12 protein-coding genes are annotated in these 14,950 nt (G+C 68.5%); 5 read left to right on the top strand and 7 right to left on the bottom strand.

Annotation, left to right across the window (positions count from 1 at the left end; translation table 11 throughout):
- Positions 1-181 precede the first annotated feature (181 nt).
- A complete protein-coding gene (locus C8E99_RS05650) occupies positions 182-715 on the top strand; it encodes an RDD family protein (protein WP_245952105.1) in 534 nt (177 codons plus the stop codon).
- 63 nt (positions 716-778) lie between these two features.
- On the opposite strand, the gene C8E99_RS05645 is transcribed toward C8E99_RS05650, so the two are convergent.
- The 3 genes from C8E99_RS05645 to lipB are packed head-to-tail and all read right to left on the bottom strand — an operon-like array spanning position 779 to position 3,369.
- Entirely contained in the window at positions 779-1,603 is an 825-nt protein-coding gene (locus C8E99_RS05645; RefSeq protein WP_115931464.1) for a DUF4191 domain-containing protein, read from the bottom strand.
- 12 nt (positions 1,604-1,615) lie between these two features.
- Positions 1,616-2,620, bottom strand: a complete 1,005-nt coding sequence (lipA, locus tag C8E99_RS05640; RefSeq protein WP_115931463.1) for a lipoyl synthase — start codon at positions 2,618-2,620, stop codon at positions 1,616-1,618.
- On the bottom strand, positions 2,617-3,369 hold the full coding sequence (lipB, locus tag C8E99_RS05635; protein ID WP_115931462.1) for a lipoyl(octanoyl) transferase LipB: 753 nt from the start codon (positions 3,367-3,369) through the stop codon (positions 2,617-2,619). The genes lipA and lipB overlap by 4 nt, the downstream gene beginning before the upstream one ends.
- 111 nt (positions 3,370-3,480) lie before the next feature.
- Between lipB and C8E99_RS05630 the strand changes: the two genes are divergently transcribed.
- Positions 3,481-5,034, top strand: a complete 1,554-nt coding sequence (locus tag C8E99_RS05630) for a serine/threonine-protein kinase (RefSeq protein WP_115931461.1) — start codon at positions 3,481-3,483, stop codon at positions 5,032-5,034.
- A gap of 114 nt (positions 5,035-5,148) precedes the next feature.
- On the opposite strand, the gene C8E99_RS05625 is transcribed toward C8E99_RS05630, so the two are convergent.
- From C8E99_RS05625 to C8E99_RS05610, 4 genes are all read right to left on the bottom strand, one after another.
- Complete coding sequence (locus tag C8E99_RS05625) at positions 5,149-5,508, bottom strand: hypothetical protein (protein WP_115931460.1); 360 nt, start codon at positions 5,506-5,508, stop codon at positions 5,149-5,151.
- A 2-nt stretch (positions 5,509-5,510) separates the two neighbouring features.
- Positions 5,511-7,406, bottom strand: coding sequence for a 2-oxoglutarate dehydrogenase, E2 component, dihydrolipoamide succinyltransferase (gene sucB, locus C8E99_RS05620; protein ID WP_115931459.1), 1,896 nt, complete (start codon positions 7,404-7,406; stop codon positions 5,511-5,513).
- Between the two features lie 103 nt (positions 7,407-7,509).
- Positions 7,510-8,889, bottom strand: a complete 1,380-nt coding sequence (gene lpdA / locus C8E99_RS05615) for a dihydrolipoyl dehydrogenase (RefSeq protein ID WP_115931458.1) — start codon at positions 8,887-8,889, stop codon at positions 7,510-7,512.
- A 122-nt stretch (positions 8,890-9,011) separates the two neighbouring features.
- Positions 9,012-10,586 (bottom strand): leucyl aminopeptidase, encoded by a 1,575-nt coding sequence (locus tag C8E99_RS05610; protein ID WP_425452858.1) that lies wholly within the window; start codon positions 10,584-10,586, stop codon positions 9,012-9,014.
- 177 nt (positions 10,587-10,763) lie between these two features.
- Here C8E99_RS05610 and C8E99_RS05605 point away from each other — a divergent pair, with 177 nt between their 5' ends.
- The 3 genes from C8E99_RS05605 (at position 10,764) to C8E99_RS05595 (ending at position 14,874) form a co-directional block, all read left to right on the top strand.
- Positions 10,764-11,849, top strand: coding sequence for a PAC2 family protein (locus tag C8E99_RS05605; RefSeq protein WP_115931457.1), 1,086 nt, complete (start codon positions 10,764-10,766; stop codon positions 11,847-11,849).
- Positions 11,850-11,944: 95 nt separating this feature from the next.
- Complete coding sequence (locus tag C8E99_RS05600) at positions 11,945-13,270, top strand: DUF4192 family protein (RefSeq protein WP_147301184.1); 1,326 nt, start codon at positions 11,945-11,947, stop codon at positions 13,268-13,270.
- 347 nt (positions 13,271-13,617) lie between these two features.
- The gene (locus tag C8E99_RS05595; RefSeq protein WP_115931455.1) at positions 13,618-14,874 is read left to right on the top strand and encodes an RNA polymerase sigma factor; all 1,257 of its coding nucleotides are present in this window, start codon (positions 13,618-13,620) and stop codon (positions 14,872-14,874) included.
- Positions 14,875-14,950: the final 76 nt, after the last annotated feature.

Raw genomic sequence — 14,950 nt, 5'->3', positions numbered from 1 at the left:
GTTCGGCTAGTGCCTCCACCTTATCGGGATGCCGTAACCCGATCGTGTCGGATGTGTTTCCAGCGTGTAACGCGGAGACTGTCCACGCCTCGCCGGGGCGCCCGGACGGCAGGGGTCCTGGTGGAGCTCCTGGTGGGTCCGCCGGAACGCCGATGAGCTCACGGATCGGTAGAGTGGAGCGGTGGCACGAACCCCCCAGACACCCCCTCCCTCCGGCGACGATCCTGCGGCCGGATCCCGGCGACGCGACACCGGACGGCATTCTGACGAACCCCTGGTGACCCGGCGGGACATGGCCGGCTGGGTCGGTGGCACAGCGCGCCCGAATGCCCAGGGACGCTGGCCCGGTGATCGTCTGGGCCTGGCCCAGGATGGCCCCACGTCGATGGCCGGATGGGGCCGGCGCATCCTGGCCCTCCTCATCGATTGGTTCATCGCCATGATCGTCTCCAGCGTGTGGTTTGAGGGGAATCCGCTGGTGACTCACGGGATCTTCGCCCTGATGCACGTGCTGTTGCTGAGCCTGTTCGGCACCACGATCGGCAAGCGCATGGCCCGGATCCAGGTGGTCCGTCTGGGTGGCGCCATGGCGAACCCGTTGCGAGTGGTCCTGCGCACCGTGCTGCTGTGCCTGGTGGTGCCGCCGGCACTGATCGACACTGACGGACGCGGACTCCATGACCGGTTGGCCGGCACCGTCGAGATCCGGATGTAGGCTTCGGCCGCCGCGGACCTCGCTAGCAGACCTCGCCGCCGACCTCTCAGCGGCGGGTGCCCGCTACCGGCCCCGCATGGCCTTGCGGTCCGGGCGGGCGCGGTAGGGATCGATCCCCTTCGGGATTGGCATCTTGGTGGAGCCCAGGGAGTTCAGCCGCTTGTCGACGGCCTGGACCTCCTGCTTGGTCAGCGTCTTCTTCATCCGCTTGAGCGTCTTGGACAGATGGTGCAGTTCCACCTGGTCAGCGCCGTGCCCGGTGGCGAGCACCTGGATCGGGACGTTCGGCAGGAAGCGCTGCATGTTCTTGCGTTCCTTCTCCACCAGCGGGCGGACGCGGGAGGTCGGCCCCTCGGTGATGAGGACGACGCCGGGCCGGCCCACGGCACGGAAGACCGCATCCTGGGTCTTCGGGCTGACGGCCACCGGCTGCTCCGGGACGATCCAGCCGCGGCGCAGAGTCGACAGGGCTGCACCGGCCGCTCCGGGGCGCCCGTCGATCCGGGCGAAGGCCGCACGCTCAGCCATCCGGTTCATGATGATCACGGCGGCCAGCAGGCCGAACGGGATCGCGATGAGCAGCCAAGTGATCCAGTTGTTCAACAGCAGGCCGACGACCAGGCCGACGACCAGGGCGCCGACGAAGGCGAGTGCCATCCACAGCACGACCTTGGGGTCGTGCGCCCGGGTCATGGAGAAGACCTCGCCGAGCTGCTTGAAGACGCCCGGCTTCTTCGTGGCCTTCTTGCGGGCCTTGGTCTCGGCCTTGTTCCCCTTGGCCCGGATCTTCTCCTGTTGGCGACGTTCCTTCTGGGCGGTCTTGACCGCCCTCAGGCTTTCGCGGGTCGACTGGGAGGAGGATGCTGCGGAATCAGTGCTCTTGGCCATAGTGGCCCCAGTCTACCGGCCCGCGAGCAGCGACGCTGCCTCTTGGCGCGTGGAACCCGACTCCTCGATGTGGGACAGGTTCGAGGGCATCTCACGGCCCAGCTTGCGCATGGCCGTGGCGTACAGGCGGCCGGCGCGGTAGGACGAGCGGACCAGGGGGCCGGCCATGACGCCGGCGAAACCGATCTCCTCGGCGCGTTCGGACCAGTGCACGAACTCCTCGGGCTTGACCCACCGGTCGATCGGATGGTGCAGCTTCGAGGGGCGGACGTATTGGGTCACCGTGATGATGTCGCAGCCGGCCTCGTGCAGGTCCACGAGGGCCTGGTCGATCTCGTGGTCCTCCTCGCCCATGCCCAGGATCAGGTTGGACTTGGTCAGCAGGCCGTCGGCCTTGGCCATGGACAGCACTCGCAGGGACTTCTCGTAGGTGAAGGCTGGACGGATGGCCTTGAAGATCCGCGGCACGGTCTCCAAGTTGTGGGCGAAGACCTCCGGACGGGCATCGAAGACCACCTGGACGAGGTCCGGGTCGGCCCCGAAGTCCGGGGGCAGGATCTCGATGCCGGTGTTCGGGTTCAGCTCGTGGACCTTGCGGATCGTCTCTGCGTACAGCCAGGCGGCACCGTCCTTCTGATCGTCCCGTGCCACCCCCGTGACGGTGGTGTAGCGCAGGTTCATCTCGCGGATGTTCTCGGCCACGCGCCGCGGTTCGTCGAGGTCCAGCGGTTCGGGCTTGCCGGTGGCGATGTCGCAGAAGCCGCAGCGGCGGGTGCAGGTGTCTCCGCCGATCAGGAACGTCGCCTCACGGTCCTCCCAGCATTCGAAGATATTGGGGCAGCCGGCCTCCTCACACACGGTGTGCAGTCCGGAGGACTTCACTTTGTTCTTGAGGTCGATGTACTCGGGACCGATCTCGACCTTGGCCTTGATCCAATCCGGCTTGCGTTCCACGGGGACCTCGGCGTTGCGTGCTTCCACGCGCAGGAGGCGGCGGCCGTCGGGGGATGCGCTCACTGAGGAGTTCCTTCCACAAGGGTTTTCGTCGTTGCGTTGCCGTCCGCGGTTTCGGACGGCAGGGCCTGGGATACGGGGGCGATATGGCCCGGTGCCAACTCGGCAAAGTGCTCCTGGACCGTTGCCAGCACGTCCGCCGGGGCGATGGTCCGGCCGGTCTCGGCCGAGATGGTGGTGGAGCCGGCATCGGAGATGCCGCACGCGATGATGTGCTCGTAGGGCTCCAGGGAGTTGCTGCAGTTCAGTGCGAACCCATGCATGGAGACGCCATGGTTGACCCGGAGGCCGACGGCGGCGATCTTGCGGTCCGGCCGGGGCTGGCTGTCCCCGTCGGTACCGCCGAGGATCCACACGCCGGAGCGGCCGTCGACCCGCTCACCCCTCAGGCCATGGTCGGCCAGGGTGCGGATGATGGCCTCCTCGAGGAACCAGACATAGTCCTTGACGGCGGCCGGGTCCGCCAGGCGCACCACCGGATAGCAGACCAGCTGCCCCGGACCGTGCCAGGTCAGCTTGCCGCCGCGGTCCACGTTCACCACCGGTGAGCCGTCGTCCGGGAGGTCCTGGGGCTCGGTGCGCTTGCCGGCGGTGTAGACCGCGGTGTGCTCCAGGAACAGGACGGAGCCACTCGAGGATCCTGCGACCACCTCGGCGTGCAGTTGCTGCTGGAGGTCCCACGCCGAGACGTAGTCGACGGTGTCCGGGGAGAGCCCCAGGACGCGGAACGGAGGCATGGTCGTCACGGGCATGCCTCCACTCTAGTCCCGGCCCCGCAGGCTGTGGATAACCCCTGCAGAGGTAACGGGGGACCGGCAGGATGGATGACGCAGGATGACGTGTGCTGACCGGAAGGAGACCCGATGGACTCGTCGACACCGTGGCCCCAGGTGCCCGGCTGGGAGGTCCGGCGTGAACTGGGGCGTGGAGGCAGCTCTACCGTCTGGCTGGTGGCCGACGGGGAGGGGTCTGAAGCGGCATTGAAGGTCCCGGACCACCGGGTCGAGGCGGCGGCCGAACTGCTGGATATCGAGATGATGGCCGTGGGCGAGTTGGACCATGACCACGTGGTGCGTCCCCTCGGTGTGGTGTCCACCGACCGCGGTCCGGGCCTGCTCAGTGAATATCATCCCGGAGGCTCGCTGGGCACTCTGGTCCGCGCGGCCGGGCCGCTGCCTCTGGGCCAGGTCGTCACGGTGCTGGTGCCGGTCGCCCAAGCGCTGCAGGCCCTGCACGAGCACGGTGTGGTCCACGGTGACGTATCCCCGGGCAACATCCTCTTCACGGTCATGGGCCGGCCGGCTGTCTCCGACCTGGGCTCCTCGCGACTCTTGGGTGGGCCCGGCCGCCGCCTGGGGACGCCGGGATTCTCCGCCCCTGAACTCGACCGGGAGGGCGTCGCCGGGCATCCGGGCGGAGACAGCCCCGGGCTGAACCCCGCGGCCGACGTGTACTCGCTGGCTGCCGTGGGATGGTTCGCACTCACGGGACGTGCACCGGCCCCCACCTCATCCCGGGCTCCACTGCCCCTGATCGTGCCGGACATCCCCCTGGACGTGGTCGAGCTCCTGGAAGCCGGCTTGGAAGAGGACCCCGAGCGTCGCCCCACCGCCGAGCGGTTCGCGATGGCCTGCTACCGATGGACCACCCCGGTCCCCGTGGACCTGTACCCCGCAGCCGGCCCGGACGTGGCGATGGAGCTGCCCACCCGCCGTCGGGACCCTGGAGCAGCCGACGGCGGACTCAGTGTTCGTCGACGGGGCAGGCGGCGCGGGCCGCACGGTCAGCAGGGTCAGCGCGGACGACGCGGACGACGCGGTCGGTCGGTCCGGCGCAGCTGGATGCTGGGCGGGGGAGCGGCCGCCGCCCTCGCCGTGGCGGTGACGGCAGGCCTGTACTTGGCTGCTTCCGAGTCCGCCCCGGGGCCGGACCCCTCGGCCCGGGCCGGCTCCACCGCTCCCGTGCCTGCCAGTGCCGCGGCCAGCGTGGAGACCGAGTCCGCTTCCCCGGAGCCGGAAGCGACGACCGGACTCGGCATGGAACACGTTTCCGATGCGGCGGAGTCCCTGGGGGAGGCTCGCACCGAAGCGCTCACGTCCCTGGACCGCCGGCACGTGGCGGTGTACAGCCTGCCGGACTCACCCGCCTTCGCTGAGGATGTTGGCCTGCAGGAGCAGTTGGAGGCGCAGGGTCTGCACTTCGAGGGCTTGCGCCTGGAGACCACCGTCACCGGCGCGATCGAGCAGACCGATGCCTCCACGGCCACTGTCCCGGTCGAACTGACCATCAGTCCCTATCGCACGGTGACGGCCAGCGGGGACACCGTGGCAGAGTCCCCTGCGCCCACCGTGGAACGATTCACCGTCCACCTGCAGCGGACCACGGCAGGCTGGCGGGTGAGAGAGATCCTTCCCTGACCTGCCGAGCCTGACCTGCCGAACGTCTGGACCGCAGGGGCGGGACCGTCGCGAGACGAAGACGGCGGCCGACCGGAGAACCGGTCGGCCGCCGTCAGCGGTGCGTGGAGTGGGTCAGGAGAAGTCCTGCCACAGCACGGCGATCAGGATGTTGATCAACCCGAGGCCGCCCGTGGCGTGGGCCAGCCCCGTCGGGACCGGCTCGCCCTTGTTCTCCTTGCGCCGGCCCAGCAGAGCCGTGATGAAGACTCCCAGGCCGATGACCAGCTTGACGCCGATCTTGGCGTGGTTCACCGGTCCGTCACCCATCTCAGCCAGGCCGGCCAGCAACAGACCGGAGACGATCATGCCCCAGGAACCCCACCACTGCGACTTGGTGACAGTCGGGTTCTTGAAGTGGGCCAGCCACCCGCCGACGATCGCGGCAGCGGAGATGATGTGGATGGCGACGAATAGAGCGGTCACGACCTCCACGGCTACAGCCCCAGCTCGTGGGCGAACTCGCCGGCCTCGAGGCGGGCCTTGACGGTCTGCAGGAAGCGTCCGGCGTCGGCACCGTCCACGAGGCGGTGGTCGTACGTCAGGCTCAGGTACATCATGTGCCGGATGGAGATGGTGTCATTGCCATCCGGATCGGTGATGACCATGGGCCGCTTGACGATGGTGCCCACGCCCAGGATCGCCACGTTGGGCTGGTTGATGATCGGGGTGTCGAACAGGGCACCCACCGAACCGAAGTTGGTGATGGAGAAGGTCCCGCCGCTGAGCTCGTCCGGGGAGATCTTGTTGTTCCGGGTCCGATCGGCCAGGTCGGCGATCTTGCCGGCAATCCCGGACAGGTTCAGCGAGCCGGTGTCCTTGATCACGGGGACGAACAGGCCCTTGTCCGTGTCCACGGCGATCGCGATTTCCTCGGAGTCGTGGTAGGTGATCTCCGAGGTCTCCGCGTTGAACTCGGCATTCAGCTTCGGGTGCTGCTTCAGCGCCTCGGCCGTGGCCTGGGTGATGAAGGGCAGGTAGGTGAGCTTCACGCCGTTCTTCTGCTGGAAACCGACCTTGGCCTTGCCGCGCAGCGCGACAATGCGGGTCATATCGATCTCGTGGACCTGCGTCAGCTGGGCCGAGACGTCCAGGGACTCCCGCATGCGCTTGGCGATGGTCTGGCGGATGCGCGGGGCCTTCTCGGAGGTGCCGCGCTTGGCCGGATCCACGGTGCTGGCGGCAGCGGGGGCCGGAGCCGAGGCTGCCGCGGACGGGGCGGCCTGAGCGGCCGGGGCCGGTGCGGAGCCGGTCTCCTTGGCCTTGGCTGCCTCTGCGGCCACCAGGACGTCCTGCTTGCGGATGCGGCCACCGACGCCTGTGCCCACCACGGTGGACAGGTCCACATCGTTCTGCTGGGCCAGTCGGCGCACGAGCGGCGTGACATAACCCTCGCCCGGAGCCGAAGCCTGGGCGGAGGGTGACGGCGTCGAGGAGGGAGCGGACGGTGCCGGCTTCTCCTGCTTCTGCTCAGAGCTCGGGGCCGGAGCGGACTCGGACTGCTCGGCCTTGTCCGCACCCGTGTCCTCGGGCTTCTCCTCGGACTTCGTGTCGGCCTTCTCTTCGGCAGGCTCCGCTGGCTTCTCCTCCGCGGGCTCCGCTGGCTTCTCCTCCGCGGGCTCCGCCGGCTTGTCCTCGGCGGCCGAGCCGCCGCCGGAACCGGAACCGACGAGTGCCAGGACGGCACCGACTTCGACGGTCTCGTCTTCCTGGACCTTGATCTCCTGCAGCTTGCCGGCCACGGGGGAGGGGATCTCGGTGTCCACCTTGTCGGTGGAGACCTCCAGCAGGGGCTCGTCGACCTCGACGTCGTCGCCGATCTCCTTCAACCAGCGGGTGACGGTGCCCTCGGTGACGGACTCGCCCAGGGCGGGCAGGGTGACCTCGGTCGACTCTCCCGAGCCCTGTTCCTCAGCGTCCTCGGCAGCGACCTGCTCGGAGGACAGCTCCTGTCCGTCGGTGCTGCTGTCCCCGGCCTCGTCGTTGGCCGGGGCCTCGGCGGGTTCTTCTGCGGGTTCCTTCGCGTCGGACTCAGCGGGTTCCTCTGCGTCGGCCTCAGCGGCAGCCGGGGCGTCGTCGGACGAGCCGCCGCCGGATCCGGAACCGATGCGTGCCAGCGGGGCGTCGACCTCCACGGTCTCGTCCTCCTGGACCAGGATCTCCTCGAGAATGCCGGCCACGGGGGACGGGATCTCGGTGTCCACCTTGTCGGTGGAGACTTCCACCAAGGGCTCGTCGACGGCGACCTCGTCGCCGACCTCCTTCAGCCAGCGGGTGACGGTGCCTTCGGTGACGGATTCACCAAGGGCCGGCAGGTTCACGGTTTCAGACATGTCGTCCCGTTTCTCCTCAAGTGCGTGCCGGCTGCCCGCCGGCGTGACGATGGTTGGTGGCCGACCCTTGGCGGGGCCGGCCGGTTGCTGTTCTTCGGTGCTGTCAGCCGTGCAGCGGGTGGCCGTTCAGGGCCATCGCGGCTTCGCCGAGGGATTCGTTCTGGGTCGGGTGCGCGTGGACGAAGGCGGCCACGTCCTCCGGGTACGCCTCCCAGTTGACGATCAGTTGGGATTCACCGATCTGCTCGCTGATGCGCTTGCCGATGCCGTGGACGCCGACGATCGGCCCGTTCTTCTGGCGGACCATCTTGATGATGCCCCCGGTGCCGAGGATCGAGGACTTGCCGTTGCCGGCCAGGTTGTAGGTGGTGGTCTCCACGTTGGATTCGCCGAACTTCTCCTTGGCCTTGGACTCGGAGTAGCCCACGGACATGATCTCCGGTTCGGTGAAGGTCACCTTGGGGATGTTCACGTCCTCGACGATGATCGGGTTGTTGCCGGCGATCTCCTCGGCCACGAAGTGACCCTGCTGGTAGCCGCGGTGGGCCAACTGGACGCCGGGGACGATGTCACCGATGGCGTAGATGTTGCCCACCCCGGTGTGCAGGCGCTCATTGGTGATGACGAAGCCCCGGTCCAGGGGGATGCCCTGCTCCTCGTAGCCCAGACCCTGGGTGACCGGGCCGCGGCCCACGGCGACGAGGCAGACCTCGGCGGTGAACTCCTTGCCGTCGGCCAGCGTGACCTTGACGCCGTCGCCGGTCTCCTCGACCTTCTCGAAGAAGGTGCCCAGGTTGGACTTGATGCCCTTCTTCTTGAACTCGCGCTCCAGGATCTTGATGATCTCCGGATCCTCGTTCGGGACGAGGTGGTCCAGGCCCTCGATGATGGTGACGTCCACGCCGAACGAGTTCCAGGCGGACGCGAACTCGGACCCGATGACGCCGCCCCCGAGGATGATGGCGGACTTCGGGGTGTAATCGAGCTCAAGGGCCTCGGTGGAGGTCATGATCTTGCCGCCGATGGGCAGGCCGAAGGTCTTGGCCTCGGAGCCGGACGCCAGGATGATGTTCTTCCCGGTGTAGCGGGTCCCACCGACCTCGATCTGGTTCTGGGAGACGAGCTTGCCCTCACCCTCGATGACCTGGACCTTGCGCATCTTCAGCAGCCCGGTGAGGCCCTTGTACTTGCCGGCGACGATTCCGTCCTTGTAGGACTTCACCCCGGCCATGTCGATGGACTCGAGGGTCGTGTGGACGCCGTACTTGGCGGAGTTGCGTGCGTCGTCCGCCAGTTCGGCAGCATGCAGGTACGCCTTCGTGGGGATGCAGCCCCAGTGCAGGCAGGTGCCGCCCAGCTTGGCCTTCTCGATCAGTCCCACGGTCATCCCATATTGGACGGACCGCAGCGCGGCGGCGTAGCCGGCGGAGCCACCGCCGAGGATGAGTACGTCGAATTCCTGGGCGGTTGCCTCTTCGGCCACGATGGTGCTCCTCACAATCAGGTGCCAGGGTCTCCGGCACCCTTCGGGGTTGGGTGATGATCCCGTCGGGATCGTCGCTGTGATGCCTGGGTTTTACCTTAGCCGCACGGGACCACTGCCTTCTACTTCCCGCGCGGCAGCCCGGAACGTCGCTCGAGGTAGGCCACGAGGGTCCGGACCATGACGCCGGTGGCGTCCTTGGGTGTGTAGCCGTAGGCGCCGGAATCGTTGAAGGACGGGCCGGCGATGTCCAGGTGGGCCCAGGGAGTGGGCTCGGCCTGGGCTGCCTCGGGGGCGCGGCCGGCGTCGACGAACTCCCGCAGGAAGGCGGCGGCCGTCATCATGCCGCCGAAGCGGTCGCCCACGTTGGACAGGTCCGCCACCGTGGAGTCCAGTGAGGCCCGTTGGTCCTCCGGGATCGGCATGGCCCAGGCGGTCTCCCCGCTGGCGTCGGCCGCGGCCACGAGTTCAGTGCGCAGGTCCTCCGTGCCCATCACCCCGGTGGTCCGGTTGCCGAGGGCGATCATCTGCGCCCCTGTCAGAGTCGCGATGTCGATCACCGCGTCCGGCGTCTCATCGGTCGCGGCCACCAGCCCGTCGGCCATCACCAGGCGTCCCTCGGCGTCGGTGTTCATGACCTCGACGGTCTTGCCGCCGTACATCGTGATGACGTCGGAGGGGCGCTGGGCGGTGGCGGAGGGCATGTTCTCGGCCATGCACAGCCAACCGGTGACCTTGACGGGCAGCTCGAGTTCGGCCGCGGCGGCGACCACGGACGCCACGGTCGCCGCTCCGGCCATGTCCGACTTCATCGTGGTCATGGAGGTCGGCGGCTTCAGGGACAGGCCGCCGGAATCAAAGGTGATGCCCTTGCCGACGAAGGCGATGTGCGGGGCGTTCCGGCCGGCCGTTGCCGGCGTGTACTCGAGCTTGACCAGCCGCGGGGGCCGTGAGGATCCCTTGCCGACGTTGAGGATGCCGCCGAATCCGTCCTTCTCCAGCTTCTTCTCATCCCACACCGTGACCTTGATCGGCAGCGGCCGTACGGCCTCGGTCACCTCCTCGGCGAAGGACGCCGGGAACAGGTGGGACGGGGGCGTGTTGACCAGGTCGCGGGTCGCACGGACCGCGCGGGCCACGACGGCGGCGCGCTGCAGCACCGGCCCGGTCACCTTGGGCTTCAGGGAGGTCACGACGGCGGCGCGCTCCACCGGGTTCTTCCCCTTCGCCTGGGCCTCGGCCGAGCGGAAGGCGGTGAACGAGTAGGCGGCCAGGGCGGCTCCCTCGGCAATCGCGCCCAGCAGCTCGGGGGTCTCGGCTGGCAGGCCCAGAGCCACGGAGTCGGTGCCCGAAAGCTTGCGGACGGCTGCACCGGAGGCTCGGCGCACGGCCTCGGTGGACACCCCCGCACCCGGCTCGCCGGTGATCCGGCCGACGCCGGTCAGCACCAGCAGGGGGAACGGCAGGGGATCCAGCCCCGGGATCCGCACGACCTCGTCGGCGGCGCCCGTGACGCCGAGTGCCTCGAGCGAATCCGCCAGGGCGCGCGCGCCGGCGTCGGGAAGCGGGTTCGGCAACAGCACCGGCCCATCATCGGTGGAGCAGACGCCGATGACCAGGGCCGAGGCGGCATTCTTGCTGTTCTGGGACAGCTTGGGTCCGATGGCGGTCAGGACAGGGCTGAAATCGTTGATCACGTGGGTGGTTCCCCTCGATGGCGATGAGCATGGGCGGTGGTTCCGGGTCTGCCTCGATCCTAGCCACGGAATAGGCGCAGGCCACAGTACGTTGGTATCACCAACAGGGGCTGGAACCGCTGATCGGCCCGGCCCCGATGTACTGCCCCCTGACCCGAGGCACCGGAAGGACGCACCATGCAGGACCCCACCACGCTGTTTTCGCTCGAGCCGGCCGGCCGCGACCTGTTGGCCGGTGGCTTCGACGGTGCCACAGCGCTGCGCGGCCTGGGCATGCTGGCCGTCTTCGGCGGGCACATGGATGCCGGTCACCTCTCCGAACAGGTGCGGGACACCGTCTTCGACTCGTTGGACCACAAGCTGCTGGCCAGCTTCGACGCGGACCAGTTGATCGACTACCGCTCACGCCGGCCGCAGATCACCTTTGACGGCGAGCGCTTCCGCGACTACCAGACCCCTCGGCTGCAGCTGCACCTGGTCTCAGACGCCCTGGGCCGGCCATTCCTGTTGCTGTCCGGGCCTGAACCGGACTACCAGTGGGAGCGTTTCGTCTCCTCGGTGCTGTTCCTGGTGGAGAAGCTGGACGTCAAGCTCGTCGCCCTGGTGGACGCCGTGCCCATGCCCGTGCCGCATACTCGGCCCCTCGGCGTGACGGCCCATGGGAATCGCGACGAGTTGGTGGCGGGCCTGTCCACCTGGAGCCCCCAGGCACGGATGGTGTCCGGCGTCGGTCAGCTGCTGGAGTTGCGGCTGGACGAGCACCACCGCGGTACCACCGGGTACACCCTCCACGTCCCGCACTACCTCAACGATGCCGCCTACCCGCAGGCCGCCGTCGCCGCGCTGGAGTACGTGGGGGCCGCCCTGGGCCTCATGCTCCCCACTGAGAAGTTGCGCGAACGGGGCCGCGAGGTGGACCGCGAGCTCGACCGCCAGACCGGCTCGTCCCGTGAGGTCACCGCCATGGTGGAAGGCCTGGAGAAGAATTTCGACCAGAACTCGCCCGGGGCCGGCCGCTCCCTGTTGGTGGGTCCGGACGAGCAGGTCCCCGATGCCGAGGAGTTGGGCGCGGCCGTCGAGGAATACCTGCAGAGCCAGCCGCGCCATGCGTTGGACGCCGGCGGGGGCGTGCAGCCGGAGGAGCACTGGGCGGCCGCGGTCGGGGATGCCGAGGTGGACTCTGAGGGCCCTGCTGGCCCCACCGCCCCAGAGGGCACCGAGGGCGACCCGGCGGAGGGGCCGGACAGCCGCCCTCAGGACTAGACCGGTACTCCACACCCGGCAGAGACCGCCCACAGCCCCACAGTCGGGGGTGTGGGCGGTTCCGTGTCCGGCAGGGAGACGGAAGCGTGGAGGTCATGCACACAGACCTGCCCGACGACCGTGTCCGTCCCGGCTTGCCGGCCTCGATCCCCGCCCCGGTCAAGGTCGCCGGCGTGGCCGATCTGGTCAGCTACATCCATCACACCATGGGCTTTCCGCCACGCAACAGCCTGGCGGCCATCAGCATGACCGGCCGGAACCTGGGAGCCGTCCTGCGTTGCGACTGGGACCCCGGCACGGTGAGGACGTGGGCGGACCACTCCGTCTATGCCCGCCAGTTCGCCGGCCATCTGGCGCGGGACCAGCGGGCGGACGGCTGCGTGGCCGTGCTCTTCCGTGATGATGACGACCGGCAGGTCGAGGTGGACGCGGCCTCTGCAGGCGAGAGCGCGAGCGATCATTCGAGCGGCCGGGACGTTGAGACAGAGGACGAAGTCGGCCATGCCGTGGATCCGACCAGCGAGTCGGATCGCCTGCTGGCGGCCGCACTGGAACGCGAACTCAGTGAGGCCGGCCTGCCCCTGATGGAACTCTGGTTGGTGGCCAGGGGCCGCCTCTGGCACGTGGACTGTCCCGCACCGGGAACGTGTTCCGGTCATGGATCACCGGCGTCCTGGGCTGAGACCAGCGTTGTCAACACCTCCCTGATCGTGGAGGGGTCCGTGGTGGAGGAGGAACCGCTGGGCAGTGGGCTACCGCCCGCCTCGGAGGACTTCTCCGTGGAGCTCGCCTGGGCGCTGCAGAACATCCTGGAGATCGGCCACGGGGTTAGTGCCGAGGATGAGGCCGAGGACCTCGAGGAGCTGGTGTACTGGCTCGAGGCCTGGGAACGGGTCCTGGTGGGTGAAGGGCTCCCGGAGCAGCCGACCGAGAGGGCCGTCTTGATGGCCGGTCTGCTCCGGGTCGAGTGGCGAGACTGCCTCCTCGCCGCCGCGAGCTTCACCCTGGAGCGAGCCCTGTCCGGTGCCGCCTGGATCGGCACCCTGCCCGCAGAGGCGTCATTGGCCTTCGAGGCCGAACCCCGCGAGGGCAACGGAGTGCTCTATTCTTCCGTCATCCTCGCCGCCAGCCGCCGCGCGCCAGACTGGGAGCGCATCGCCCACCTCAAGAACGCCTGCACGGGGCTGCTGCCGGAGTCCGCTGGGCCGGTGGCGTCGGCCCTGAGGTGCCTGGCGGCCTGGGTCGAATGGGCGAGGGGCCGAGGTTCTGCCGCTGGCAGGATCCTGCTCGAGTGCCGGCACGAGGATCCGGACTACCCGCTGGGGCAGCTGCTGGGCGAGATCGTGGACCGGGGGATGCTCTCCGGCTGGGCGGCCCGGCGCGAGACCGCATGGTCGGCCACGGCCCGCATGACCGGCTGACACCCCGTACCCGCCACCGAGCGGGCGATCTGAGGCGGCGCGCGGGAGACCCTGATGCGTCGGTCCGGTGTCTGCCGTGGCATAATCGGCGGGGCCGACCCCCGGTTCACGTTGACATCCCTCCACCTGCCAAATCCTCGACCACACCTCGGGGTTCAGAAAAATGGTGAGGACGGGAACAAAAGTGCCAGGGGGGTCGTTGACCACATGAAGACCCTGCGTCCGCGGGTCCGGAAAAACGGGATTGTCATCCCGTGGCCTCCGGGTGCAGTTCCAGCGGATTTGACAGGGTCATAGTGGTGTTGACCGTTAGGGGCCCTTCGGGATGCCCGTACGAAAGGTATTGAGTGACTACTTCTTCCAAGAAGACCGAGACGCAGGGCAGCACGGCCGTCGAGGACGCCGTAGCGGAGGACCAGGGGGCGGCCAAGGCCACCGCTCGGACGTCCGCCCCGAAGTCGAGTGCCACGAAGACCACGGCGACCAAGGCCGCCGCGAAGTCCGGACGGACCAAAGCTGCGGCCGCGAAGCCCTCGGAAGAGGCCGTGGAGTCGTCCGACTCCGACGCTGAGACCGACGAGGCCACTGAGGCCCCGGCAGCCTCGGCCGAGGCCGAGGAGACCAGGACCCGCGGTGGATTCGTTGTCTCCGATGCGGAGGACGATGCCCCGGTCCAGCAGGTCGTGTCCGCTGGTGCCACGGCCGACCCGGTCAAGGACTATCTCAAGCAGATCGGCAAAGTCGCCCTGCTCAACGCGGAACAGGAAGTCGATCTGGCCCTGCGTATCGAGGCCGGCCTGTACGCCGAGAACAAGATGAAGGACGAGCCACCCACGGAGGCCCGACTGCGGCGGGACATGGAACTGATCATCGCTGACGGCCGGCGTGCGAAGAACCACCTGCTCGAGGCCAACCTCCGTCTGGTCGTCTCCCTGGCGAAGCGCTACACCGGACGCGGCATGCTGTTCCTGGACCTCATCCAGGAGGGCAACCTCGGCCTGATCCGCGCCGTGGAGAAGTTTGACTACACCAAGGGCTTCAAGTTCTCCACGTACGCCACGTGGTGGATCCGCCAGGCCATCACCCGCGCCATGGCGGACCAGGCCCGCACCATCCGCATCCCGGTCCACATGGTCGAGGTCATCAACAAACTCGCCCGCGTGCAGCGTCAGATGCTCCAGGACCTGGGCCGGGAACCCACCCCGGAGGAGCTGGCCAAGGAACTGGACATGACCCCGGAAAAGGTCGTCGAGGTCCAGAAGTACGGCCGCGAGCCCATCTCCCTGCACACTCCCCTGGGTGAGGACGGCGACTCGGAGTTCGGCGACCTGATCGAGGACTCCGAGGCCGTGGTGCCCGCCGACGCCGTGAGCTTCACGCTCCTGCAGGAGCAGCTGCACTCGGTCCTGGACACGCTCGCCGAGCGCGAAGCGGGTGTGGTGGCCATGCGCTACGGCCTGACGGATGGCCAGCCGAAGACGCTGGACGAGATCGGCAAGGTCTACGGGGTCACCCGCGAGCGCATCCGCCAGATAGAGTCCAAGACCATGTCGAAGCTGCGGCACCCCTCGCGCTCCCAGGTGCTGCGCGACTACCTGGACTGAGACTGACCGTCCCGAGCCGGCCGCCCCGAACCAGAGGGTGAGGCGCCCCGGACGGCGGGACACGCCCCGCAGCACC

Origin of the sequence: Citricoccus muralis (genome assembly GCF_003386075.1) — a bacterium.
Taxonomy (GTDB): Bacteria; Actinomycetota; Actinomycetes; order Actinomycetales; family Micrococcaceae; genus Citricoccus; species Citricoccus muralis.
Note: the sequence above shows the minus strand (reverse complement) of the source record. Positions and strands in the feature narration are given on the sequence as shown.